28 protein-coding genes, 1 riboswitch and 1 other annotated feature are annotated in these 26,187 nt (G+C 27.8%); of the genes, 8 read left to right on the forward strand and 20 right to left on the reverse strand.

Annotated features, from left to right (window positions below):
• Positions 1–4: 4 nt before the first annotated feature.
• The 5 genes from pheS to ytxC all read right to left on the reverse strand — a co-directional run bounded on the left by pheS (position 5) and on the right by ytxC (position 5,292).
• Positions 5–1,024, reverse strand: coding sequence for a phenylalanine--tRNA ligase subunit alpha (gene pheS / locus EJJ37_RS15215; protein WP_133016380.1), 1,020 nt, complete (start codon positions 1,022–1,024; stop codon positions 5–7).
• A 61-nt stretch (positions 1,025–1,085) separates the two neighbouring features.
• Positions 1,086–1,308, reverse strand: a binding site (T-box leader).
• A 66-nt stretch (positions 1,309–1,374) separates the two neighbouring features.
• On the reverse strand, positions 1,375–2,151 hold the full coding sequence (locus EJJ37_RS15220; RefSeq protein ID WP_133016381.1) for a TrmH family RNA methyltransferase: 777 nt from the start codon (positions 2,149–2,151) through the stop codon (positions 1,375–1,377).
• 11 nt (positions 2,152–2,162) lie between these two features.
• Positions 2,163–2,834 carry a potassium channel family protein gene (locus EJJ37_RS15225; protein WP_133016382.1) on the reverse strand — a complete coding sequence of 224 codons (672 nt, stop codon included), beginning with the start codon at positions 2,832–2,834 and terminating at the stop codon, positions 2,163–2,165.
• A 10-nt stretch (positions 2,835–2,844) separates the two neighbouring features.
• A complete protein-coding gene (locus EJJ37_RS15230) occupies positions 2,845–4,191 on the reverse strand; it encodes a TrkH family potassium uptake protein (RefSeq protein WP_133016383.1) in 1,347 nt (448 codons plus the stop codon).
• Between the two features lie 210 nt (positions 4,192–4,401).
• Positions 4,402–5,292 (reverse strand): putative sporulation protein YtxC, encoded by an 891-nt coding sequence (gene ytxC, locus EJJ37_RS15235; protein ID WP_133016384.1) that lies wholly within the window; start codon positions 5,290–5,292, stop codon positions 4,402–4,404.
• Between the two features lie 143 nt (positions 5,293–5,435).
• Here ytxC and EJJ37_RS15240 point away from each other — a divergent pair, with 143 nt between their 5' ends.
• Entirely contained in the window at positions 5,436–6,131 is a 696-nt protein-coding gene (locus EJJ37_RS15240; RefSeq protein WP_133016385.1) for a DUF6873 family GME fold protein, read from the forward strand.
• A 115-nt stretch (positions 6,132–6,246) separates the two neighbouring features.
• Here the strand turns inward: EJJ37_RS15240 and hslO are convergent, their stop codons facing one another.
• The 3 genes from hslO to EJJ37_RS15255 form a co-directional block, all read right to left on the reverse strand.
• Positions 6,247–7,137: an Hsp33 family molecular chaperone HslO gene (gene hslO / locus EJJ37_RS15245; RefSeq protein WP_133016386.1), complete on the reverse strand. Its 891-nt coding sequence runs from the start codon at positions 7,135–7,137 to the stop codon at positions 6,247–6,249.
• Positions 7,138–7,158: 21 nt separating this feature from the next.
• The gene (locus EJJ37_RS15250) at positions 7,159–7,899 is read right to left on the reverse strand and encodes a class I SAM-dependent DNA methyltransferase (RefSeq protein ID WP_133016387.1); all 741 of its coding nucleotides are present in this window, start codon (positions 7,897–7,899) and stop codon (positions 7,159–7,161) included.
• A 121-nt stretch (positions 7,900–8,020) separates the two neighbouring features.
• A complete protein-coding gene (locus EJJ37_RS15255; protein ID WP_133016388.1) occupies positions 8,021–8,272 on the reverse strand; it encodes an alpha/beta-type small acid-soluble spore protein in 252 nt (83 codons plus the stop codon).
• Positions 8,273–8,455: 183 nt separating this feature from the next.
• Positions 8,456–8,629, forward strand: a riboswitch (Lysine riboswitch).
• A 205-nt stretch (positions 8,630–8,834) separates the two neighbouring features.
• Here EJJ37_RS15255 and EJJ37_RS15260 point away from each other — a divergent pair.
• The 4 genes from EJJ37_RS15260 (at position 8,835) to EJJ37_RS20340 (ending at position 11,784) form a co-directional block, all read left to right on the forward strand.
• A complete protein-coding gene (locus EJJ37_RS15260) occupies positions 8,835–9,830 on the forward strand; it encodes an aspartate-semialdehyde dehydrogenase (protein WP_133016389.1) in 996 nt (331 codons plus the stop codon).
• 9 nt (positions 9,831–9,839) lie between these two features.
• Positions 9,840–10,718, forward strand: a complete 879-nt coding sequence (gene dapA / locus EJJ37_RS15265) for a 4-hydroxy-tetrahydrodipicolinate synthase (RefSeq protein WP_133016390.1) — start codon at positions 9,840–9,842, stop codon at positions 10,716–10,718.
• Between the two features lie 14 nt (positions 10,719–10,732).
• A complete protein-coding gene (dapB, locus tag EJJ37_RS15270; RefSeq protein WP_133016391.1) occupies positions 10,733–11,485 on the forward strand; it encodes a 4-hydroxy-tetrahydrodipicolinate reductase in 753 nt (250 codons plus the stop codon).
• A gap of 134 nt (positions 11,486–11,619) precedes the next feature.
• Positions 11,620–11,784, forward strand: a complete 165-nt coding sequence (locus EJJ37_RS20340; protein WP_166484787.1) for a hypothetical protein — start codon at positions 11,620–11,622, stop codon at positions 11,782–11,784.
• A gap of 34 nt (positions 11,785–11,818) precedes the next feature.
• Here EJJ37_RS20340 and EJJ37_RS15275 read toward each other — a convergent pair whose 3' ends face one another.
• The 6 genes from EJJ37_RS15275 to EJJ37_RS15300 all read right to left on the reverse strand — a co-directional run bounded on the left by EJJ37_RS15275 (position 11,819) and on the right by EJJ37_RS15300 (position 19,143).
• Positions 11,819–13,477 carry a peptide ABC transporter substrate-binding protein gene (locus tag EJJ37_RS15275; RefSeq protein WP_133016392.1) on the reverse strand — a complete coding sequence of 553 codons (1,659 nt, stop codon included), beginning with the start codon at positions 13,475–13,477 and terminating at the stop codon, positions 11,819–11,821.
• Positions 13,478–13,692: 215 nt separating this feature from the next.
• Positions 13,693–14,673: an ABC transporter ATP-binding protein gene (locus EJJ37_RS15280; RefSeq protein WP_133016393.1), complete on the reverse strand. Its 981-nt coding sequence runs from the start codon at positions 14,671–14,673 to the stop codon at positions 13,693–13,695.
• Positions 14,673–15,680, reverse strand: coding sequence for an ABC transporter ATP-binding protein (locus tag EJJ37_RS15285; protein WP_133016394.1), 1,008 nt, complete (start codon positions 15,678–15,680; stop codon positions 14,673–14,675). Before EJJ37_RS15285 ends, EJJ37_RS15280 begins: the two co-directional genes overlap by 1 nt.
• Positions 15,681–15,692: 12 nt before the next feature.
• Positions 15,693–16,661: an ABC transporter permease gene (locus tag EJJ37_RS15290; protein WP_207739619.1), complete on the reverse strand. Its 969-nt coding sequence runs from the start codon at positions 16,659–16,661 to the stop codon at positions 15,693–15,695.
• A 15-nt stretch (positions 16,662–16,676) separates the two neighbouring features.
• Positions 16,677–17,594, reverse strand: a complete 918-nt coding sequence (locus tag EJJ37_RS15295; RefSeq protein ID WP_133016395.1) for an ABC transporter permease — start codon at positions 17,592–17,594, stop codon at positions 16,677–16,679.
• A gap of 415 nt (positions 17,595–18,009) precedes the next feature.
• Positions 18,010–19,143, reverse strand: a complete 1,134-nt coding sequence (locus EJJ37_RS15300; protein ID WP_133016396.1) for a pyridoxal phosphate-dependent aminotransferase — start codon at positions 19,141–19,143, stop codon at positions 18,010–18,012.
• Between the two features lie 187 nt (positions 19,144–19,330).
• Between EJJ37_RS15300 and dapD the strand changes: the two genes are divergently transcribed.
• The gene (gene dapD, locus EJJ37_RS15305; RefSeq protein WP_133016397.1) at positions 19,331–20,041 is read left to right on the forward strand and encodes a 2,3,4,5-tetrahydropyridine-2,6-dicarboxylate N-acetyltransferase; all 711 of its coding nucleotides are present in this window, start codon (positions 19,331–19,333) and stop codon (positions 20,039–20,041) included.
• A 30-nt stretch (positions 20,042–20,071) separates the two neighbouring features.
• Here dapD and EJJ37_RS15310 read toward each other — a convergent pair whose 3' ends face one another.
• Positions 20,072–20,740, reverse strand: a complete 669-nt coding sequence (locus EJJ37_RS15310) for a single-stranded DNA-binding protein (RefSeq protein WP_133016398.1) — start codon at positions 20,738–20,740, stop codon at positions 20,072–20,074.
• Between the two features lie 117 nt (positions 20,741–20,857).
• Positions 20,858–21,616 carry a polysaccharide deacetylase family protein gene (locus tag EJJ37_RS15315; protein ID WP_133016399.1) on the reverse strand — a complete coding sequence of 253 codons (759 nt, stop codon included), beginning with the start codon at positions 21,614–21,616 and terminating at the stop codon, positions 20,858–20,860.
• A 125-nt stretch (positions 21,617–21,741) separates the two neighbouring features.
• Here EJJ37_RS15315 and EJJ37_RS15320 point away from each other — a divergent pair, with 125 nt between their 5' ends.
• A complete protein-coding gene (locus EJJ37_RS15320) occupies positions 21,742–22,275 on the forward strand; it encodes a DUF4364 family protein (RefSeq protein WP_133016400.1) in 534 nt (177 codons plus the stop codon).
• On the opposite strand, the gene EJJ37_RS15325 is transcribed toward EJJ37_RS15320, so the two are convergent.
• On the reverse strand, positions 22,272–23,147 hold the full coding sequence (locus EJJ37_RS15325) for a YncE family protein (RefSeq protein WP_133016401.1): 876 nt from the start codon (positions 23,145–23,147) through the stop codon (positions 22,272–22,274). The two genes, EJJ37_RS15320 and EJJ37_RS15325, sit on opposite strands and share 4 nt — an antisense overlap.
• A 151-nt stretch (positions 23,148–23,298) precedes the next feature.
• Between EJJ37_RS15325 and EJJ37_RS15330 the strand changes: the two genes are divergently transcribed.
• Positions 23,299–23,550, forward strand: coding sequence for a TIGR03905 family TSCPD domain-containing protein (locus tag EJJ37_RS15330; protein ID WP_133016402.1), 252 nt, complete (start codon positions 23,299–23,301; stop codon positions 23,548–23,550).
• A gap of 45 nt (positions 23,551–23,595) precedes the next feature.
• On the opposite strand, the gene deoD is transcribed toward EJJ37_RS15330, so the two are convergent.
• The 3 genes from deoD to EJJ37_RS20345 form a co-directional block, all read right to left on the reverse strand.
• A complete protein-coding gene (gene deoD, locus EJJ37_RS15335) occupies positions 23,596–24,306 on the reverse strand; it encodes a purine-nucleoside phosphorylase (RefSeq protein ID WP_133016403.1) in 711 nt (236 codons plus the stop codon).
• A 193-nt stretch (positions 24,307–24,499) separates the two neighbouring features.
• A complete protein-coding gene (locus tag EJJ37_RS15340) occupies positions 24,500–25,780 on the reverse strand; it encodes a bifunctional folylpolyglutamate synthase/dihydrofolate synthase (protein WP_133016404.1) in 1,281 nt (426 codons plus the stop codon).
• Positions 25,781–25,954: 174 nt separating this feature from the next.
• A partial coding sequence (locus tag EJJ37_RS20345) for a DUF6483 family protein (RefSeq protein ID WP_166484788.1) occupies positions 25,955–26,187 on the reverse strand: 233 nt, incomplete at its 5' end.

Genomic DNA, 26,187 nt, shown 5'->3' on the forward strand with positions numbered 1-26,187 from the left:
CTAATTAAAATTGATTTAAAAATCTCATATCGCTTTCGTATAATGCTCTTATATCATCAATACCATACTTAAGCATAACCATTCTATCTACACCAAATCCAAAAGCAAATCCGCTATAAACTTCTGGATCAATTCCACAATTTCTTAAAACATTAGGGTGAACCATTCCACATCCTAATATTTCAATCCAACCGCTTCCTTTACATACTCTACAACCTTTTCCTTCGCAAACGAAGCAAGTTGCATCCATTTCAGCTGAAGGTTCAGTAAATGGGAAGTGGTGTGGTCTAAACTTAGTTACAACCTTATCCCCAAACATTTTTTTAGCAAATAACTCTAAAGTTCCTTTTAAATCTGCAAAAGTAACTCCTTTATCAATTACTAATCCTTCCATTTGATAGAATATTGGTGAATGTGTAGCATCTACAGCATCTGATCTATAAACCTTACCTGGAGATATCATCTTTATTGGAGGTTCTTGATTTTCCATCGTTCTAATTTGAATTGGAGAAGTTTGAGTTCTTAAAACTATATTATCATTTATATAGAAAGTATCTTGTTCACTTCTTGCTGGATGATCCTTAGGTATATTTAAAGCCTCAAAATTATAATGATCTAATTCAACTTCAGGACCATCTTCTACAGTGAATCCCATTGAAATGAATATTTCTTTCATACTTTCTAAAGTTAAATCTAAAGGATGTCTCTTACCAATAACATTTCTTTTTCCTGGAAGAGATATATCAATAACTTCACTTGCAAGTTTAGCATTTTTTTCTCTTTCCTTTATTTCTTTTACAGCTTCCTCTAATTTTGCTTCAACTTCGCTTTTTGCTTCATTAACTAATTTACCAACTACTGGTCTTTCTTCCGGGCTTAATGATCCCATTCCTCTTAATATTGTAGTAAGTTCACCTTTTTTTCCAAGGTATTTTACTCTTATTTCTTCTAATGTTCCACTATTTTCTGCAGCAGATATTTCATTAAAAGCAGCTTCTTTAATTGCTAATAATTTTTCTTGCATTTTTATTCTCCCTTCTTATTAATTCCTAAAATTTGGCGCAAAAAAAGGATATTCAGTCCCACAAAGGGACGGAATATCCGCGTTACCACCCTAATTGATATTTTATTATTAATAAAATATCCATCTTAATTAAATAACGGTTTTAACCGCTAACTACTACTATAATTTCACAGTTAGGACTCCTGAGGGAACTTCAATATAACTTTATATAAAAAGACTTACAGTCTAAGGTCTTTTCTCCCTGTATATTCCATTATATCTACTTTCTCATTCACTGTCTTTCAATATTTATTTACAATTTATTATACAAATAACCAATATTTTTTTCAATACTTTATTTAAAATTTATTTTATAATAAACTTTGTCTTACTTTTTCGAATAATATTATAGAAGTTGCAACACCTACATTTAAAGATTCTGCTCCACCAGGCATAGGTATTTTCACCTTTTTATCTGCAAGTTCAAAAATCTCTTCACTTATGCCATTTCCTTCATTTCCAACAGATAATATAACTTTTCCACTTAAATCTTCTTCAAAGAAATTTTTTGACTCCTCTAAAGATGTAGCTACTAAACTAAAACCTTCACCTTTTAACTTTTTTAATAAGCTTAAATCATTATCATAAATAATTGGTATATAGAATATAGAGCCCATTGTTGATCTAATAGTTTTATCATTATATATATCAACTGTACCCTTTGTTAATATAATTGCATTTACTCCAGCTGCATGAGCAGTTCTAATAATTGTCCCTAAATTTCCTGGATCTTGAACCTTATCACACAATAAATAAAAGTCGCCATTTATATCACTTATTGAATTATTTATATTAGCTACAGCAATTATACCCTGAGTATTTTCTGTTGAAGTTAATTGAGAAAATAATTCATTTCTCATTTCATAGATTTTAATATTATCCATATATTGGTTTAAATAATCTTCTAGTTTTCCTTTTCCGCCTTCATTTACTATTATATACTCTATATTGCACTTTGCTTTAAAGGCTTCCTGAACTAATCTAAATCCTTCTATAATATATTTATTTTCTTTTGTTCTATGCTTTCTTTCCTTTAACTTTTTTGTATACTTAAATAACGTGTTGTCTTTACTTTCAATGACTATCAAAGTTTCACCTCTTATTTTTTTCTAATTAAAATGTCTTCTAGATTACTTAAATCATCAGCTGAACCAATAGCAACTATAATATCATCTTCAGACAATCTATCCTCGGCTTTTGGAGAGATATCTATATCATCACCTCTTTTTATTGCCATAATATTTATTCCGTAGCTACTTCTTAATTTTAGTTCTTTTAATGTTTTTCCATTCCATTCATTAAGAACTCTTAACTCCATAATACTATAATCAGGAGATAATTCAATAAAATCTAATATACTAGCTGAAACTAAATTATGTGCTACTCTTACACCCATATCCTTTTCAGGTAGTACAACTCTATCTGCACCTATCTTATATAATACTTTTGCATGTAAATCACTTTGACCCTTTGCAATTATATACTTAACTCCTAATTCTTTAACTAATAAAGTTATCATTACACTTGCTTGTATATTAGATCCAATAGTAACTACCGCAACATCAAAATTTCTTAACCCTAAAGTTTTTAATGCACTTTCATCAGTGGCATCCATTTGAACTGCATGAGTTACAGAGTCTGAAATTTCTTGTACAGAGTCTTCATCCATATCAATTGCTAAAACATCATGTCCTAAAGAATATAAAGTCTTAGCAACAGATTCTCCAAATCTACCTAATCCAATAACTACAAACTGTTTACTATTTGCCATGTTTCTTCCCCTAACCTATCAAAATTTTTCCTTCTGGATATTTAATACCTGAATTTATTCTTTTTCTTGTTATAGATAATACTACAGTTAATGGTCCAACTCTTCCTAAGTACATCAAAAAGATTATTAATACCTTTCCTATATTACTTAATTCAGATGTTAATCCTAACGTTAATCCTGCAGTTCCAAAAGCTGATACTGCTTCATAAAATAATGCCATAAAACTTGCACCTTTTTCAGTATATGATAACAACATAGTAACAACTATTACTAAACTTAATCCAATAAATATTAATGTAAATGCTCTATACACTAACTCCTTACTGAATCTTCTCTTAAACACCTCTGCATCTTCTCTTCCTTTTATTACACATACTATAGTTACAATCAAGATTCCTATAGTTGTAGTCTTTATTCCACCAGCAGTTGAACCTGGTGATCCCCCAATAAACATTAAAATTATAGTTAAGAACTGTCCAGCCGTAGTCATTCCATCTGTAGGAATACTATTAAACCCGGCTGTTCTTGGTGTAACCGATGCAAAAAATGAGTTCATAACTTTATCTATAAAAGACATATCTGCTATAGTATTAACATTGTTATTCTCAAATAAAAACATTAATACAGTTCCACCTAAAACTAACACTGTAGTCATTAATATTACCATTTTTGAATGAAGGGAAACTTTTTTTAAACTTTTACTACTATATAGTTCACTCCATACAGTAAATCCTAATCCACCAATTATAATTAATGCTGATGCCACTAATATTACAACAGCATTAGAATTATAAGATGTCAAGCTGCTAAAATTACCAAAAATATCAAACCCAGCATTGCAAAAAGCGGATATAGAATGAAATATACTGTAAAATATCCCTCTTCCTAATCCATACTCAGGAACGAATTGTGTAGAAAATAATAATGCACCAAAAAATTGCACAGATACCGTAAACATTAGTACATACTTAACCATCTTTACTAAGCCTTGTATATTGAAAGTATTCATAGCATCTTGTAATATTAATCTCTCTCTCAAAGTAATCTTTTTTCCTAAAATAATAGCAATTAATGTTGTAAAAGACATAAATCCTAATCCACCAATTTCTATTAATATCATTATAACCGTTTGTCCAAACATATTCCAATATGTACCTGTATCAACCACTATTAATCCAGTAACGCAAACAGCCGATGTAGCAGTGAACAAGGCATCTAAAAAGTTAGTACTTTCTCCACTAGTAGTAGATATAGGTAAAGTTAATATTAATGCTCCAACTAATATTACCAATATAAATCCTAAAGCTAAAATTTGAACTCCTTTAAGTTTAAAATTTCTTTTAAACTTTTTTTTCATTACATCACCTCCTAATTTCAATAATATATAATATTATTTTGTTCTTTTTCTCGCTTTTTATTATAATTAAGTTCAACATGTATTTTACCATCTTTACATTGTTTTTCATAGATATTCCATATTAAAATTTATAGAACATGTAAAATTTTAATATTAAATGATAAAAGGGCTGTTTTCAAATCATAACAACCCTAATTTTTTCAAATTTATTTAAACTTTAAGTTTAGATGGCATACAATTTGCACATCCTGCACAGTAAAATACCCTATCTCCAAACACATTAACGATAGTTTCAATAAACTCTGTATTTATGCAATTTTCTTTATGATGGATTATTATTTGCTTTGGTGCATTAGTTATTAATCCACTTATTATTATATCTTCTATTTTAGCTTCAGTATCTATTCTACACTCAGCTAACTCCTTCATAAAGTCACTAAAAACATCATTTCCATATCCATCTTTTAATACATAGCCCCCACCTTCATGAATGTAAATATTAATTTTTTCTATTTTACTTTCCTGAATATCAACAAAATATTTTAATAACTTTACAAATTCTTTATACTCTTTTTCAACCATATATTCTTCTACAACTTTATCAACAATATCTTCTATATCTTCTCTAAGTTCCTTCATTCTAAAAGTTATAAAACCTTTTATGTTTATTTCTTCATTTTCTTCCAAGCAAGTTTTTATTTTTTCTATTATGGAATTTATTTTACTTATACAATATATCATTTTTTCATCTTTTAAATTTTCTTCACTTCTTAGAACTTTCATTATCATGTCTTCTACTTCTATTATTTCATCATGTTTCAGAAAGAAATAAGTTTCAGTTAAAAAATTAAAAAGTTCCTTTTTTCTATATTTTTCAATTACTATATTATATAGAATATTGCTTATATATAAATATATCATTCTTTTAACTTTTTCATTATAACACTCTTTTTCGCACATAATTTTTATTAAATGTGAATCACCCTCACCACTTTCTACAAGACCAATAGTGATATTTTTCTTTTTTAACAACTCTCTAAGCTCTTGTAATTCCTTTACTAAGTCTAAGTCATTATTATGCACTAATCTTATCACAAGCATGGATTTCACTCCTTTCTTAATATTAGTATGTATTAAAATCTTTTCTATATACTCACCTGGCTGTACACTTATTAATAAAATATTGATTTTTTTATGAATATTTTATATGTTATAAGAAATATATTTAAACAAGGAGAAGATTAATGATATGTTTTGTTGACTATAGAACCACTGAAAATGAAATAAATTCACTAAAAAAATTGAATTATGACGTAATAAAAATTCCAAAGGATAATAATCTTTATGAAGCAATAAATGGACATACAGATATTCAGCTAAATATACTTAATAAGAATACTCTAATTATTAATAAGAATATTAATTTGTCCTTTAAAGAACTTTTAAAAACAAAAAACATAAATTTTATAGAAAGTGATAGTACTTTATCATCTAAATATCCAAGTAATATATCACTTAATGCATATATCACTGATAATTACTTAGTGCATAATTTAAAGTTTACTGATAAAAAAATCTTAGAGTACTGCAAAAATAAAAAAACTATAAATGTAAATCAAGGATATACTAAATGCTCTATATTACCATTACGAGAAAAAGTAATTATAACTAATGATACTGGTATATATAACACATTAAAGAATGAAAACTTTGATATATTACTATTACCATTTGGCGATATAGAACTAAGTGGATTTAATTATGGTTTTATCGGAGGTGTTGGAGGTATGATTTCAAATGATTCCATGGCATTCTTTGGATCATTAGATAATTATGCTTTTGGCAATGAAGTAAAAAATTTTTTATATAAATATGATATTAAACCTATATATCTTAGTAATACAAAGCTAATAGATAGAGGTAGTTTGCTTATTTTTTAACCTCTTATATCATACGTATCTATTAACTAATTGTTGATTAGTATTTGTATTTTATTTAATATTAAATAAATAAAAAGTAGGCTATTTTTATAAATAACCTACTTCTTTATTTATACTATTCAGATTTATTGGAATTAGCTAATAATCTACCAATTTCTTCTGGAGTAAATACATATGTCTTATTACAGAAGTGGCATTTTAACTCTTCATTTTTACCATCTTCATATATCTCTCTTAAATCCTTTTCTCCTATAGAAATTAAAGCTTTTTCAACTTTTTCTCTTGAACAATTACAAGAAAATTCTGGTTTTATTTCCTCTAATATTTTTAAGTCCATATCTGCAAATATATAGTCTAGTATATCATCCATACTCTTTCCTTCATTTAACATAGTTGTTAAAGATGGAATTTCTTCTAATCTATAAGTTATAATATCTGCTAAGAATTCATCTGCATCTGGTAACATTTGAATTATAAATCCTCCAGCAACTTTAATTGAATAATCTTTATCAACTAAAACACCTAATGATACTGCTGATGGCGTTTGTTCAGATACAGTAAAGTAATAAGCTAAATCTTCTGCTATCTCTCCTGAATGTATTGGAACTTGACCTACGTAAGGATCTTTCATTCCTAAATCCTTTATAACCATCAAATTACCATTTTTTCCAATGTATCCACCAACATCTAATTTACCATTTGGATTTAAAGGCATATCTCCATATGGATTTCCAATATATCCTTTAACTTTAGCTCCTTCATATGCAGTAACAACTACTCCGTTGGCATCTCCACCACCATTGATTCTTAAAGTCATTACTTCATTTGATGATTTTAAAGTAGCTCCTAAAAGAGCTCCAGCAGTTAACATTCTTCCAAGAGATGCTGCTGCAACTGGAGTACATTCATGTATTACTCTAGCATCCTCAACTAGTTCTGTAGTAGTTCCAGCTATTATTCTTACCATTCCATTTTTTGCAACTGCTCTAATAATTTTATCGCTCATATTTTCCTCCAACTATTGCTTTTATTGCTTTTTCTTTATTACATATACTATTCTTTCAGTATTTGCTTGTACATCATTTTCAGTATATCCATCAAACTTAGCAAGAACCTCTAAATTTGCTTTTTCCAGTTCTTTTTCTAATTCTTTTTCAGTATACGCTCTTTCTAGATGTTCTTCTTCAAATCTTTCATAAAGATCTCCTTTTTTAACAAAGAACGTTAAGAACATAGAAAGTAAATTATCTTCAAAAACATTTTCCCAAGTATAAAAAACCTCTTCTTCACTATATGTATAGATATTGTTTCCTAATATTTCAGATAATTTATAATATGAATTAACATCAAATATAAATAATCCATTTGACTTTAAATGAGTATATACTCCATTAAAGTAATTTTGAAGATCATTCAAATCTGTTATATAATTTGTAGAGTCTAATACAGATGTTATTAAATCAAATTCTTTGTTAAGAGAAAGTTCTGTCATGTCTTGACAAATTATTTTCCCTTTTATTCGTGCTTCTTTAAATTTATCAAAAGCTTCTCTTAACATATCTTCTGATAAATCAACTCCATAAATATTTTTAAAGTATTTAGCTAATCTTATAGTTACATTTCCAGTTCCACAAGCAATATCTAAATAATCATTTAATTCTACATTATAAGAATTGCAAATTTCTATAATACGATCTACCATTTCATCATAATTAATATCTTCATTTATTAATTCATCATATATTTTTGCAAATTCACCATACGCCATGCTATTCCCCCCCTTATCCTATTTATTTACTACACTGAAAAACAAATAATGTAGTTATTTCTATACTGAAATAAATTTCTAAGTTTTATAATACTATGTAATAGAATATTAAGTCAATCTATTATTTTCTTCCTAAAATTTGGTCATTAGTTGGCAACTTTAACTCTTTCTTACGTTTAGTCATTATTCCACCTATTCGACCTGTTTCTTCAGCTGTTAATCCTCCCCATCCATATGTGTCTACCTTATCACTTAATCCTAACTCTTCTGCAATTTCATATTTTATCTTTTCACGCATTTTTTCTTCTGGTGTAAGTTCTTTATTAGTTTTTATTTTTGCTTTTATTATTTTTTTTAATGGTGTTTTACTCATAAAAATTCCCCCTATATAAATTTATATAAATATTTTCTCCCATATCTTTATATTTATACCCAAAATCCTTTGTTACACTTTCTTTTAATAGTCATATAATAAAATCAAGTATATAATATTATTTTGTAAATATTTCTTGAAAGTTTCATATATACAAGGTATAATCATAACCATATAGGTTTATAAATAGATAGAGGTGCGATACGTATTAGTACTATTATGGATTAAAGCGTGTTAAAATAATAAGAAAGGACTTATCGCCGAAGTATATAGCCTAAGCTTTACAGCTATATAACTGGGGGTATACAAAATATGTATATTTCTGTCACATAATTTATGTGGTGAGCTATCATTTAAGGATTCTTTATATATTTTGATGTATATATACCTTGAGTGATAACTCAAGGTTTTTTTAACATTATATTTAAATTAAACATTAATACTGTACATAAAATTTAATTAAAAATTTAAATATATTCACATCATATTATAAAACAGAACATTCTATAGTAATTAAATTTATAAAATCTATTTATTAAAGAATAAAAAAGGGGGAACCAATATGTATAATGTAGCAATAGTTGGTAGTACAGGTAATGTAGGTAGAAAATTTTTAGAAATTTTAGAAGAAAGAAACTTTCCAATAAAGAATCTTTATCTTTTTGCCTCAAAAAGATCTGCAGGTTCTTATTTAAAATTTAAGGGGCAAGAATATTTAGTTGAAGAAACATGTGAAGATACTATAAAAAATAAAAAGATAGATATTGCATTATTTTCTGCAGGTGGAGATACAAGCTTAAAGTTTGCTCCAATATTCTCATCTTATGGTGCTGTAGTAATAGATAATTCAAGTGCATGGAGAATGAATAAAGATGTTCCTTTAGTAGTTCCTGAAGTAAACCCAGAAGACTTAAAAAATCATAATGGAATTATTGCTAACCCAAATTGTTCTACAATTCAAGCAATGGTGCCATTAAAGGCCCTATTAGATAATTATGGAATAAAAAGAATTGTATATTCAACATACCAAGCAGTTTCAGGTGCTGGAATGCAAGGTATTAAAGATTTAGAGGATGGATTAAAAGGTTTAGAACCTAAAAAGTTCCCTTACCAAATAGCAGGGAATTGTCTTCCTCATATAGATGTTTTCTTAGAAAATGGTTATACAAAAGAAGAAATGAAGATGATTGAAGAAACTAGAAAAATACTTCATTCAAATGACTTAAAAATTACTGCTACTACTGTTAGAGTACCAGTTTTAAATAGTCATAGTGAAAGTATTAATGTTGAATTAAATAGCCCATTTGAATTAGAAGATATATTTAAATTATTTGAAAAAACAGACGGCTTAACAGTTTATGATAATGTAAATGAGTTAAAATACCCAACTGCATTAAATGTGTCTGGAAGAGATGATGTATATGTTGGAAGAATAAGACGTGATTTCAGCTTAGATAATGGTTTAAATTTATGGGTTGTTGCTGATAACATAAGAAAAGGAGCAGCTTTAAACGCTGTACAAATTGCAGAAGTTTTAATAAAAAATGAATGGCTTTAGGAGGATAAAATGTCAATATTTAAAGGCTCTGGTGTAGCTATAATTACACCCTTTAATGAAAATGGTATAGATTATGAAAAATTAAGAGAATTGCTTGAATGGCATATAAAAGAATCTACAGATGCTATTGTTATTTGCGGTACTACAGGTGAAGCTACTACAATGACTGAGCAAGAAAAAAAAGATGCCATTAAATTTACTGTAGATGTTGTAAATAAAAGAATACCTGTAATTGCAGGTACTGGTGGCAACAATACAAAAACATCTATTGAAATGAGTCTTTATGCTGAAAGTGTAGGTGTAGATGGAATTTTAGTTATTACACCATATTATAACAAAACAAATGCAGAAGGTTTACTAATGCATTTTAAAGCTATAAATGATGCTGTTAAAACTCCTATTATTTTATATAATGTTCCAAGTAGAACTAATATGAATATTACACCAGAAACTCTATTAAAATTAACAGAACTTAATAATGTGGTTGCTATTAAAGAAGCTAGTGGTGATATGAGTCAAGTTGCTAAAATGAAGGCATTATGCGGAGATAAAATAGATATTTATTCTGGAAATGATGATCAAATAATCCCTATTTTATCTTTAGGTGGTATTGGAGTTATATCTGTTGCTGCTAATATAATTCCTAAGATAGTTCATGATATGTGCGATTTATATTTAAATGGAGATTGTTTTAAAGCAACTAAGTTACAATTAGATTATTTAGAATTAATGAACAATTTATTTATAGAAACTAACCCTATTCCGGTTAAAACCGCCATGAACGTAATGGGTATGAATGTTGGTGAATTAAGATTACCACTTTATAAAATGAATGATAAAAATAAAGAAACTTTAGTAAATACACTAAAGAAATACAATTTACTTTAAAAGGAGTTTATCTTATGGTTAAAATACTATTAAGCGGTTGCTGTGGAAAAATGGGAACTGTTATCTCAAATTTAGTTAGTGAATTTCCTAATTTAGAAATTATAGCTGGTATAGATAGATTCCCTAGAGAATTAAATTACCCAGTATTCACTACACCTGATGATGTAAATATAGAATATGATGTGCTTTTAGATTTTTCTAATGTAAGCACATTACACAAACTTTTAGAATTAACAGAAAGAACAAAAAAACCTCTAGTTATCTGTTCTACTGGTTATTCTCAAGAAGATTTAGATTTAATTAATGAAAAGAGCAAAACATTGCCATTATTTAAATCTGCTAATATGTCTTTAGGTATAAATTTAATTAATTCACTTTTAAGAAAAGTAACTCCATTATTATATGGAAATTATGATATAGAAATAATAGAAAAACATCATAATCAAAAATTAGATTCTCCAAGTGGTACTGCACTTCTTCTAGCAGATACAATAAAAGATTCTATTTCTGAAGAAACTCATTATGTTCACGGTAGAGATGGACATAAAAAGAGAGAAAAAACAGAAATAGGAATTCATGCTGTTAGAGGTGGTTCTATAGTTGGTGATCATGACGTTATTTTTGCAGGAACTGGCGAAGTTATTGAATTATCACACAAAGCAATATCAAGAGACGTATTTGCCATTGGTGCATTAAAGGCATGTGAATATATGGCTACAGTTAAGAATGCTGGTCTTTATAATATGGATGATGTATTAGGACTATAAATAAAAAGGGAGCTTTTAAGCTCTCTTTTTTTATTCTCCTATTCCTTAAATTCTGAAATAATAAAAAGAATAAATCTATATAAAAAGTACATACTAAGATTGTACATTTTTATATGTTAGGAGTGAGCTATATTATGGCAAAAGATAGTCAACCAGATAATAAACAAGCTAGAATGGAGAAATGCAATTATCAAACTCCAATAACTGAAGAAGGTCATAACCATAATCCAAATGCTAAACATAAATCAATAAAAAGACAAGGTGTTTCAAGTAATCACTATAATCCTGCAGGGAATTAATAAAAGAGAGTCAAAATTGACTCTCTTTTATTAATTATTCTTTATATGCATATTTGAAAGATATTTTTCCTAATGTAGAAATACGAACACCTTTAACATTTTCATTAGCAGCTGTTACTGTAGTATAATAATAGATAGGTAATATTGGCATTTCATCCATTAATATATCTTCAGCTTGTCTTAACATTTCATTTCTTTTAGCAGAATCTGTTTCAACTTTAGCAGCAGCAATTAACTCATCATATTCAGCATTACTAAATCCAGCATCATTATTTCCACCATTAGTTGTCCATAAATCTAAGAATGTCATTGGATCAATATAATCTCCAACCCAACCATGTCTAGCAATTTCATAATCACCTTGTTGTCTAGTGTTTAAGAATACAGCCCACTCTTGGTTAGTTAATTCAACATTAACACCAATTTCTGCCCAGTTTTGTTGGATAATTTGACAAATATCTTTATGTTGACCTTCTGAGTTATACATTAATTCTATTGTTGGTATTCCTTCACCATTTTCATATCCAGCTTCTTTTAATAATTCTTTAGCTTTTGCTATATTAGCTTCCATATCTGATGGATCATAATACTCTTTTGAAGCAAATTCGTTACCATCTTCATCAGTTATACCTAGTGGAACAAAGCTATATGCAGGAACTTGTTCTGCTTTACCAACATTATCAATTATTTCTTGTCTATCAATAGCAAGATTTAAAGCTTGTCTAACTAATTTATTGCTTAATACTTCTTTTACATCAGCATTCATTGTATCTTGTTTACCAACATTAATTACAAAGTAATAATTTCCTAACTTAGGATTAACATGTACTAATCCCTCTGCTATACCTGGTTCAATTTCATTTGTTGGTACAGAATTAACCATATCAAAGTTTCCAGCTTTTAATTCTGAATATGCAGTAGTTTCATCAGTAACTAATTTGAAAGTTAAAGTATCTAATTTAACACTATCTTTATCCCAATAGTTTTCATTTTTTTCGAAAACTAATTGGTCTTTCATATCCCATTGAACTAATTTGAAAGGCCCATTAGAAACATAAGTTTCTGGATTAGTAGCCCATCCTTCTGGATTAGCAGATACTATATCTTCTCTTAAAGGAACATATGTTGTAAATGCACATAATTGTAAGAAATATGATGTAGGAGTTTCTAAAGTTACTTCTAATGTATAATCATCAATTACTTTAATTCCAACTTCATCTGCTGAAACTTCTCCATTATAGAATTTTTCTGCATTTTTAATATAGAATAACTGATAAGCATATTCAGCAGCAGTAGCCTTATCTAATGCTCTTAACCAAGAATACTTAAAGTTATCTGCTACTACAGGCTCTCCGTCACTCCATTTACCATCTTGTCTTAATTTAAAAGTATAAACTAATCCATCATCTGAAACTTCATAACTTTCAGCTGCTCCTTCTGTAGGTTGATCATTTTCATCAAGAACCATTAAACCTTCAAAAGCATTTAAAATCATTGTTCCTGCTCCTGAAGAATTATTTAATGTTGGGTCCATTGTTTCTGGATCTTCTCCTAAATTGAATACTAAGCTTTGATTTGATCCTGAGCTACTTCCAGTACTAGTTGAGTTATCACCACAACCAATGAATAAAGAAGTAGCTAATGTTGCAGCTAAAACTACTGCACATAACTTCTTTAGTTTTGAACTTTTCATTTTAGTTTCCCCCTCGTTTTTTATCTAAATTGCATAATACAATTAATAACTTAATTTTAAATTCAGTTAACTTAAGTAAACCTTTAACTATAGTAAAATTACTTTTTATATTAACTTGCAAATATAATTTGCTAATAAAAATTGCATGTTATCCAATATTTGTAAGTATTTTTAATTAAACTGACTAAACTAACGTTTTAGTCAGTTTAACTAAATTATTTGTATAAATGACATGCAACAAAATGTCCTGGTTCAACTTCCTTAAGTTCTGGATTTATTTCACCACAAACTTTCATTGCTTGTTTACATCTACCTTTAAATCTACACCCTGCTGGTGGATCTATAGGAGATGGTATATCCCCTTCTAAAACTATTCTTTTATTTGCTTTTGCCACTTTTGGATCTGGTATTGGAACTGCTGATAATAATGCCTTAGTATATGGATGTTTAGGATTTGAATATACATCATCCGCAGGTCCTTTCTCAACCATTTGACCTAAATACATAACTCCTATATGAGTTGATATATGTTTAACCATTGAAAGGTCATGAGCTATAAATAAATATGTTAGTCCAAACTCCTCTTGTAACTCTTCAAGCATATTTATTACTTGTGCTTGAATAGAAACATCAAGTGCTGAAATAGGCTCATCACATACTATAAAATCAGGTTGTACTGCAAGTGCTCTTGCAATACCTATTCTTTGTCTTTGTCCACCAGAGAATTCATGAGCATATCTATTTATATGACTTCCATTTAAACCAACCTTATCTAATAAATATCTTATTCTCTCTTCTCTTTCTTTACCTTTAAAAAGACCGTGGATATCAATTGCTTCACCAATAATATCCCCTACAGTCATTCTTGGATTTAGTGATGCATATGGATCTTGGAAAATCATTTGCATATTTTTTCTTAAAGATACCATTTTTCTTTCACTTAAACCTGTAATATCTTGTCCATTAAAAATTATTTGACCTGATGTTGGTTCATATAATTTTAATATAGTTCTTCCAGTAGTAGTTTTACCACATCCTGATTCTCCTACTAATCCTAAAGTTTCTCCTCTTCTAATAGAAAAAGAAACATTATCTACTGCTTTAACAAAGCTCTTCTTAGCAAATAATCCTTTGTTTGCAGGGAAGTATTTACAAAGGTTCTTAACCTCTAAAATAACGTCATTTTTATTCTCCATTATTCTTCCCTCCTTATTGGTGATTCAACTTTTGGCGCATTTTTATGACATAACCAACATGCTGCTCTATGTCCTTCTGCAATTTCAAATAATGGCGGTTGCTTTTCCTTACAAATTTTCATTGCATAATCACATCTTGCTGTAAATGGACATCCAACTGGTGGTTTTAATAAATCTGGCGGTTGACCTTCAATTGGAATTAATTTTTCTTTTAATTCACTTTTTGGATTAGGTACACTTCTTAATAATCCCCATGTGTAAGGATGTCTTCCTCTATAGAATATATCCTCTGTTGTACCTTCTTCAACAATAAGACCACCATACATAACATTAATTCTTGAACATAGATCTGCAACAACTCCAAGATCATGTGTAATTAATATAATTGATGTATCTAATTTTTCTTTTAAATCTTTCATTAAATCTAAAATTTGTGCTTGAATAGTAACATCTAATGCCGTAGTTGGCTCGTCTGCAATTATAAGTTTAGGCTCACATATTAAACTCATTGCAATCATAACTCTTTGTCTCATACCACCTGAAAATTCATGTGGATATTGTTTTAATCTTTTTTCAGGACTTGGTATTCCAACCATATCAAGCATCTTAATAGCCTTTTCTTTCGCCTCTTTTTTAGAGATTTTTTTATGCTTAATTAAATGCTCTGTTAATTGGTCTCCTATTGTAAATAAAGGATTTAATGATGTCATTGGATCTTGGAAAATCATTGACATATCATTTCCTCTTATAGTTTGCATTAATTTTTCAGTAGGTTTAGTTATATCTTTATCATCAAATGTAATAGTTTCTGCTTCTATTTTTGCATTTTCACCTAATAATCTCATTATTGTCATCATTGTAACTGACTTACCACATCCAGATTCACCAACAACTCCAAGAGCTTCTCCTTTATTTAAATGAAAAGATACCCCTCTAACAGATTGAACATCTCCAATATGAGTCTTAAATGATGTTTTTAAATTTTTAACTTCTAATAATTTACTCATATGTTTCTCCTCCTATTTTTGATGCTTAGGATCTAAAGCTTCAGTTAATCCATCACCAAATAAGTTAAATGCTAAAATGATTAAACAAATCATAGCAGCAGGGAATAATAACTGATAAGGTTGTGTTGTTAATAATCCTTTTGCATCATTTGCTAATGTTCCTAAAGAAGCAAGCGGTGCATTTAATCCTAAACCAATATAACTTAAAAACGCTTCAGTAAATATTGCAGAAGGCACAAATAATGTCATTGTTACTATGATTGATCCTAAACAGTTAGGAATTAAATGTCTTAATAAAATTCTTGTTTTAGAAGCTCCTAAAGTCTTTGCTGCTAAAACAAACTCTTGTTGTTTTAATTGAAGAATATCTCCTCTAACTATTCTAGCCATACCAACCCAAGAAGAAATTGCCATTGCTACTATAATAGCAAACATTCCACTTGAACCATCCTTCTTTAATACATTCATTAATAAAACAACATATATTAATGTAGGAATAGAATATAATATATCTACTATTCTCATCATTATATTATCTACTTTTCCACCTAAAAATCCTGCAATTCCTCCATATAAAACCCCAATTACAAGATTTAATACTGATGCAGCAAATGCAATAATAAGTGAATATCTTGCTCCATACATAACTCTTACAAACAAATCTCTACCTAAGTTATCAGTTCCAAACCAGTGTTGTGCAGTTGGCCATAAATTTGAAGCTGTTTTGTCCGTAGATTTATATGTAAAACCAAAAAGTTTTTCAACTACAATCGGACCTAATATTGCAAAAGCAATTATCACAATTATCAATACTAATGAAAATAATGCAACTTTATTTGCTTTTAACCTTCTCCATGCATTAGCCCAATAACCTACACTAGGCCTTACTATCTCATTAGCCTTTTTCTCTTCTGAACTTAAAGGAGAAAATAATTCGCTATCTATATCTAAATCTAAATTTTCTACAACTATATTTTTCAATTAACTCTCCTCCTTTTATCCTTCTAGTTTAATTCTTGGATCTACTACAACATATAATAAGTCAACAATCAGATTACAAATTACTATAAATGTACAATAGAATGCTAAAACTCCTAATAATGCTGTATAGTCTCTATTAGTTATAGTTAATGTAAACTCATTACCAAGACCAGCAATTGCGAATATTTTTTCAACAACAAATGAACCTGTAAGTACACCTGCTGTTAAAGGTCCTAAATATGTTACAACAGGAATTAATGAGTTTCTTAGTGCATGTTTAAATATTACCTTTCCACCACTTAACCCTTTAGCTCTTGCTGTTCTTATATAATCTGATTTTAATACATCGATTAATTTATTTCTTGTTAATCTTGTTATAAATGCCATAGAACTTCCTGATAATGCAATAACTGGCATTATATAATTTGAAGGTTTGCTAAGACCTGTAGCTCCTAACACCCTTAATTTCACTGTAAATATGAATATTAACAAGGATCCTATTACGAAACTTGGTATGGTAATTCCTAATGTTGCAATAATCATACATATTCTATCTGGCCATTTATCTGCATTTAATGCTGCAACTACTCCTAATAAAATACCAATTACTACAGAAGCAACAATAGCTACCGCCCCAACTTGTGCTGATTTAGGGAATCCATTTTTTATAGTATCAATAACTTGTCTACCTTTATATTTCATAGATTGTCCAAAATCACCTTTTAATAAACCTTTCATGTAAATAACATATTGTTCACCTACTGGTTTATCTAATCCATATTTTTCATTTAATACTTCTTTCATCTCAGCAGTAATTTTTTCTCCTTCAAAAGGTCCTCCTGGCATTATTCTTACAAGAAAGAACACAATTGTAATAACTGCCCAAATTGTAACTATACTAGTTAAAATTCTTTTTCCAACATACTTTAACATTTGTGTACAACCCCCATCTAAATTTTTAAAGCTAAATCTTAATAATTTATATTAATTATAATACATTGAATTGTTTTGTCAAAAGATATCGTTAATATTAACACTTTATATTTAGTATATTATTAATTAATTATATGTATTTTTTTTAATATGTTAATATTATATTATTTTTATAGGCAACGTTTACATTTACTAATTTAGCCAGTTCCTCCTCTTTAAGGTATAGTATTTTTTCCAATTTATTATTATGAATATTTTAACAATTTGTTAAATAAATAATTTTACTTTTAACTTAGCAAACGAACACTTTTCATTTTTTGTATTATCATATACGGACATTAATGTATAAAATTTACATAAAAAAAGAAATATACATTATTGAAATTTAATAATATATATTTCTTATAAAATCTTTTTAAATTTTATTAATAAATTTTTCTATCCTTTTTAATGCTTCTATTAATTCTTCATCTGAATAACAATATGATATTCTTAGATATCCTTCACCACCAATACCAAATGCAGTTCCTGGTACACAAGCGACTTTTTCTTCATATAATAATCTTAAAGCAAACTCTTCAGAAGGAATATTGAATTTCTTTATTGATGGAAATACATAAAATGCACCTTTTGGTATAACAACATCTAACCCCATATCCTTAAGCTTATTTACAACTAGCTCTTTTCTATTATTAAAGACTTCCTTCATATGACTTACATCTTTTAAACCATACTTTAATCCATTATAAACCGCCCATTGACAAATAGATGGAGCACAAGACACATTATATTGATGAATTTTTATAATTTCATTCATTAATGCCTGTGAACAAGCATAATATCCAATTCTCAAACCAGTCATTGAAAACATCTTTGAAAATCCACCTACATAAATCACTTTATCTTTAATATCTCTACATTGTGCAACACTGTAATATTTATCATAACATAAAGATTCATATATCTCATCTGTAATTACTAATATATCATTTTCTTTAATTAATTCTACTAACTGTTCCTTCTCTTCTTTTGATAATATTGCTCCTGTAGGATTACTTGGTAATGATAATACCAAATATTTTATATTCATATCTTTTATTTTTCTTTTTATATCCTCTACATCAATTTTAAATTCATCGTCCAAAGAATAATTTACTACAGTTCCACCCAATATTGTAACTATACTTTCATATGCTGGATAAGCAGGTGTTGGTATTAAAACTTTCTCCCCCTTATTTAATAATGCTGTAAATATATTAAATAAGGCCTCACTACCACCAACTGTTATACAAATTTCATCGGCTTCATAACTAATATCCTTATTTAAAAGATAATTGCTTATTTCTTCTCTTAATTCAACTATGCCTAGATTACTTGTATATGTAGTCTTATTTTCTTTTATTGCATTTATTAATCCTTCTTCAATGGATACAGGTAATTTAAAATCTGGTTGACCTAATGTTAATGAGATTGCTCCATCTACCTTTTGAACTTCATTGTAAAATTTTCTAATTCCTGATATTTTAACACTATTTAGATTTTTATTCATATTTTATTGCCCCCTTAACAAATATTATAAAACCTCAATTTACTCTCAAGTAATTTTATAGCAAATATACTATTCAGTAAAGTTTTTTCTACTATTTTACTAATGTCTCTTTAAAATACCCTTCAATTCTATTATAATATAAATGCTTAAATAAAAATATTGGGGCTAATGAAGAAAGGATGATTTTATGAATTATAATTTAACTGATCCATATGAAATCGCAAGATTTATTAAAGAATCAAAAAAAACAACTCCAGTAAAAGTATATGTTAATGGAGACCTAAGCGATGCTTCACTAGATAATATTGAACATTATGGAAACAATAATTTTTACATATTATTTGGAGAAAGTGATGTAATTACTGAAATAATATTAGAAAACAAGCACAAAATAAATTCTTTCAGAGTTGAAAATGATAGAAGAAATTCTGCTATACCAATGTTAGATCTTTTATCAATAGATGCAAGAATTGAACCTGGTGCAATAATTAGAGATAGAGTTTCTATCGGTAAAAATGCTGTAATCATGATGGGTGCCGTAATAAATATAGGTGCAGAAATTGGTGAAGGTACTATGGTTGATATGAATGCTGTAATTGGAGCAAGAGGACAATTAGGTAAAAGAGTTCACTTAGGTGCTGGTGCTGTTGTTGCTGGTGTTTTAGAACCACCTAGTAAAGAACCTTGCCAAATTGGAGATGACGCTATGATAGGAGCTAACGCTGTTATCTTAGAAGGTGTTAAAATTGGAGCTGGTGCTGTTGTTGCTGCTGGTTCTGTTGTTACTGAAGATGTTCCAGCTGGTGTTGTTGTTGCCGGTTCACCTGCAAGAATAATTAAAAATGTTGATGATAAGACAAAAGATAAAACTCAAATCTTAGATGATTTAAGAAAATAAAAAAAGACTCCCAATTGGGAGTCCTTTTTTTTATACTGCACCTTCTTCATGGTTAGTATTAGTGTTTTGTGATGTTTCTTCTGCAGATACTTTTTCCATCTTAGAAATTGATACTTCATAAGCGACTTTTTTAACTACTTCAGTTTCGCTTATCTTCTTTTGATATTCTCTACTTTGTAGTCTTCCCCATACTCTAATATTATCACCAACTTCCAATGTTTGGCAGAATCTTGAATTTCTTCCCCACGCGATTGTTGGAATGTAATCTGACTTATTGTAAGCTCTATTTACAGCTAATAATACATCTGCAATTTCTCTTCCAAATGGTGTTTTTCTATATACTGGCTCTTTGCATATATAACCATCTAAGAATATTTCATTAGGATTTTTACTCTTTTCTATGCATGGTTCTATGTTTCTAGCAAAAACTGTTAATATTAACTTATTTGCTCCATCTACAAACTTATTATAAGATCTTAGTTGACCTAATACTACTATTTCTTTACCTATTGATAAATCCATATTACTAATAAGTCTTTCAGATACTGTGATGTTTAATAAATCTACAGAATCACTTAATCTTGTTACCTCCATTAAGAAAGTATAAAAACCTTCCCCATACATCTCATGACTAAACTCCATACCACTTACAATTTTTCCTTCAAGATAAATCTTGTTATTTAACATCAAATTGTCCATCTTTACCCCTCTCTCCCTTAGTAATTAATAAAAATTCTTATTGCTGTTATAAAAATATCAAGGATTTATTTCCATTATAATACAAATACCTCATAACTTTCAATATTTTTCTAATATTTATTTTTTTATTTGTTCACCTTTTTCATCTACATAGTAATTATCATCATAAATTAACTCACTTACAGTAACAAATTCATATCCTTCTTCAGTTAATTTAGTGATAATTTTTTTTAAATTTTGAGGTGTATATTTTGCATTATTATGAAAAAGAACTATTGATCCTTCTTTAATATTTTTCATTACTCTATTGTATTCAACTTCTGCCCCTGATTGCTTATAATCTATTGAATCAACATCCCATTGAATACATTCATAACCTAAACTTCGGACATACTCTAAAGCATCTTCATTATAATCTCCACTTGGAAATCTAAATAACTTAATTTTACTACCTGTTGCAGCATAAACAATGTCTTCAGTTTTCTTTATCTCATCAGCCATTCTTTCATGACTAATTTTAGTAAAACTAGGATGTATATAGCTATGATTTCCTATTTCATGTCCACCTTCATTTATTTTCATTAGTTTTTCCCTATTCTCATCAGAATAATTTACCCATCCACCCATAATAAAAAAAGTTCCTTTTGCATTATTTTCATTCAGTACATCTAATATATCGTATATGTATTCATTTTCCGCCCAATTCACATCAAAAGTTAATGCTATTTTCTTTTCTTCAGTTGAGACTCTATATATGGGAACCTTTTTAGATTGACTTGCTATTGTATTTTGAATTTTACCACTATAAATTATAGATACAATAATAACCATAAACATTATAAAAATATTAATATTAATTCTTTTACTTAATTTCATTGCATTGCTCCTAAACTTAATTTTTATTAATTTATATTCTTAATTTATAATATTATGACTACAATATTCCATCTAACAAATTTTATGTTATAATTAAATAGACACTTTCATATTGGAGGTTTAATATGTACGAAAATTCAGCTGAACTAGCAGAAAATAAACTTTTAGTATTATACGTTATAAAATCCTTAAGACAAGCGATTTCTAAAACACAACTTACTGAAATAATTCTTGAAAATAATTTTATTAATTACTTTACTCTTCAACAATATATTAGCGAATTAGAAACAGCTAAATTTGTTGAATATATTGAAAAGAATGATAAAAAATTAATAACTATAACTACAAAAGGAGAAAATGTTCTTTCAATATTTAATGATAGAATTTCTCCAATAAAAAGAGATATAATCGATAATTATATCTCCAAAACAATAGACAGTATAAAAAAAGAATTAACTATTCATAGTGATTACACTATAGAAAAGAACAATTCTTTTATTGTTGATTTAAAAGCTCTTGAGGATGAAACACTACTTATAGATCTAAAAATTTCTGTTCCAACTAAAAAGCAAGCAACATCACTTTGCAATAGATGGAAAGAAAATCCTTCAGATATTTATACTAAAATAGTTCAAGTACTTTTTTCTGATGAAAACTAAAATAAAATCATAGCATTGGGTTCTGACTCGATTGCTATGATTTTTTTCACCTTTTCTCCCTCAACAACAATCAATCTTCCCTTTAAATAATCCCCTATATAAATTTTATTATCTTTTTTTAAAATACCTTTTGGCATTCCACCTATATATAATGTTTTAACAGCTTTAAATGAATTTTTATCAATTATACTTATACTACCCTCTGTAAAATTTGAAACATAAATATTTTTATCATCTTCATACATATCAATTGGAGATGTTCCCACTTCAATTCTTGCTATTCTATTAAATGTTTCTATAGAAAAAACATCTAAATATCCATTATCATCACTACCTAAATAGCTCTCACATATATAAATGTATTTTTTATCATTTGATATTTTTACTTTTGTAGGGTACTCCGGAGTTAAGAGGGTTTTAACAATTTGATAATTTTCTAAGTTTATAATTTTAGTGCAATTTTCTTCTAAATTTGATACAAATAATAATCCTTTTTCATCAAAATAATCAATACTATGAGGCCAATTACCTATATTAAGCTCCCATAACACCCTATTTTGATTTAAATCATAAGCAACTATAGCATTTGATTCTCCACAAATTGTATAAATTGTATTCCCCACTTTAACTAAATCATTAGGTTTAGGTCCGATCTTGATATTTCTTATTTCTTCAAAAATTACACCTGAAAAAATAGATATAGAATCACTGTAATTATTTGCAGTTATAATCTCATTACCATATTTTCTTATACCATGAGGTCCAACTGGTCTTTCAGAAAATTTAAATAGTATTTTTTTTACCTCAAATGTATCTAAATCAATTTTAGAAAGTGAATCTGCACCTGTATTGCATAAAACAATAGAACTCATTAACTACACCCCCTTAAAACTTCTATGTATTTTAATATATGCAGCTTTCAATAAATTGGCTACTATTGCATTATTTCTTGTTTTTCTTTATTTTTCTACAAACTCAATATATAATTAAAAAGTAAATTATTACTTATTAGGAGGAGTAAAAATGTTTGTTTATAAAACTGCAGGAGTCTGTTCTACAGAGATACATGTAGAAATTAAAGATAACGTTATTGAAAATGTTGAATTTGTGAGAGGATGTCCAGGTAATTTATTTGGTATTTCAATGCTTGTAAAAGGTATGAATATTGATGATGCAATTCAAAAATTACAAGGTATTGATTGCAGAGGAAAAGGAACTTCTTGCCCTGATCAATTATCAAAAGCTTTAATAGAATATAAAAACAATAATAATTAATATTATTCTAAAAAAATGACAAGCTTTTGCTTGTCATTTTTAAATCTATTTAATTAATTCTAATGCTATTTCCATCATCTCTGTAAAAGTATTTTGTCTTTCCTCTGGTGATGTTTCTTCACCTTTAAAAATATGATCTGATATTGTTAATATAGATAATGCTTCAACACCATTTTTCGCTGCTAATGTATATAATTCTGCAGTTTCCATTTCCACCGCTAAAACTCCATAATCAGCCCAAGTCTTTAATGAAAAATGATTTGTATCATCATAGAATAAATCACTTGATAAAACATTTCCTACCTTAACATTAGCTCCTTTTGATTTTGCTACATTATATGCATTATATAATAAATCAAAATTAGCACTTGGTGCATAGTCAAGACCATTAAATCTTCTTTTATTAATTCCTGAATTAGTAGAAGCACTTTGAGCAAGAACTATATCTCTAACATTAACATTATCATTACAAGAACCTGCTGAACCTATTCTTATAAGTCTTTTAGCTCCATAGAATTGAATTAATTCATTTACATAAATTGAATGTGAAGGTAATCCCATTCCAGTTCCTTGTATAGAAACTCTTTTCCCTTTATAAGTTCCAGTATATCCATACATACCTCTAACTTCATTATAGCAAACTGCATCTTCTAAAAAGTTTTCTGCTATGAACTTAGCTCTTAATGGATCTCCTGGCAATAATACTGTTTCTGCTATAGCTCCCTCTGGTGCCATAATATGTAAATGCTTTGACATAAACATTACCTCCTTTATTTTATTATTTATTAGTATAGTATATTCTTTAATAATAGTAAATAATCAGTTTTTCAATAAGTCTAAAATTTTAGTTTTTTTGTTTTATCATCATTTAAGAGTATTTTATTTTAGTGTATATTTTTTAAAATATTTTCTAATCACTTAAAAATAAAAGAGCCGCTAAAGCGACTCTTTACTTAATTAAAAGTTTATTAATTATTTTTCTCATATCTCCAATCATATATAATGAACCACTAGCCAATATAATATCATTCTCTTTGGCATTTTTTAGGGCTTCTAAATAAGCTTCTTCATATTCATCAAATGCTCTACAATTTGCATTATATTTAACTATTTCATTTTTTAAGTCATCAGCTAGTTCGGCTCTTATTGAATTTGGAGTAACTGCATATACTTGTTTTGCCATAGGTGTTATTATTTTAACCATTTCTTCAACATCTTTATCAGCTAAAATTCCTAAAATTAAATGTAAATTTTCATATTTAAAATATTTCTTTATATTTCTACTTAATGTTTTTATTCCTTGTATATTATGTGCACCATCAATAACAACATAAGGATTATTTAATAAAACTTCTAATCTTCCTTTCCAAGTAACATTTTTTATACTTTTTATAATACTTTCAGTAGTTATATTAACTATTTTCCTATTATTTAAAACTTCAATAACTTTCATTGCAACACTTAAGTTAAGTATTTGATGTTCTCCTAATAAAGGAAGAAATATATCAAATTCTTCTTTATATTTTAATAACTGATATGGCTTATCCTCATTTACTACCTTAACAAATTTCATATTATCTTTATCTGCAGTGTAAAGGTCTGATTCCATAGCTACGCATTTATTTTTTATTACTTTTAAAGCCTCTTCTTCTTGTGGGTATATTACTGTAGGAATATTCTTCTTAATAATTCCGGCTTTTTCTCCTGCTATTTCTTCTAAAGTATTTCCTAATAAATTAGTGTGATCAAAACTTATAGATGTTATAACTTGAAGTATTGGTATAATAACATTAGTTGAATCAAGTCTTCCTCCTAATCCTACTTCTATTACTCCAAAATCTATTTTTTCTTTTTTAAAGTATAAAAGCATTAAAACAGTTATTATTTCAAATTCTGTAGGATGATTATATCCCTCTTCTATAACTCTATCTACAGCAACTTTAACTTCATCTATTAAATTAGCTAAAGTTTCTTTAGGAATATTTCGTCTATTTATTTGAATTCTCTCTTCAAATTCTTCAATAAATGGAGATGTATACATTCCAACCTTATATCCTGCCCCCATTAAAATTTCTGTTATCATTGAGGTTGTAGAACCCTTACCATTTGTACCTGCAATATGTATAAGCTTTAAATCTTTTTCTGGATTACCTAGATATTCTAATAATTTATGAGTTCTTTCTAATCCATAATTAGACCCAAAATTCCCAACCTCTGTTATGTATTTCATTGCTGCTTAGTATCTCATAATTTACCTCTTCTTAATTCATTTATATAATTAAATATAAATTATATTTAATTAAAATGCAAAAAATATATAAATCAAATTTATTTTGTTATAAAAATACTAAATACCGTATATCCTATTTAGAATAATACGGTATTTTCATAACTATATTTTATTCTATTTTTTAAAAATAGCTTCTATATCTTTTAGTCCTTGAAAAATTTCATCTTTTGAAAAATTTCCTGCTAGTAATTCTTCATTACTTTTTTCTGATAATGTTTCGTAAAAATCAAGAGCAATTTTGTACATTTGATCTGATTTATTTTTTTCTATTTCTTCAAAAAGAATATTCTCTGCTTTATTATATTCTTTTTTTAGTATAAGTCCCTTTAAAATTATAGCAATAAAAT

It is taken from the genome of Clostridium cuniculi (genome assembly GCF_004353185.1).
Classification (GTDB): Bacteria; Bacillota; Clostridia; order Clostridiales; family Clostridiaceae; genus Clostridium; species Clostridium cuniculi.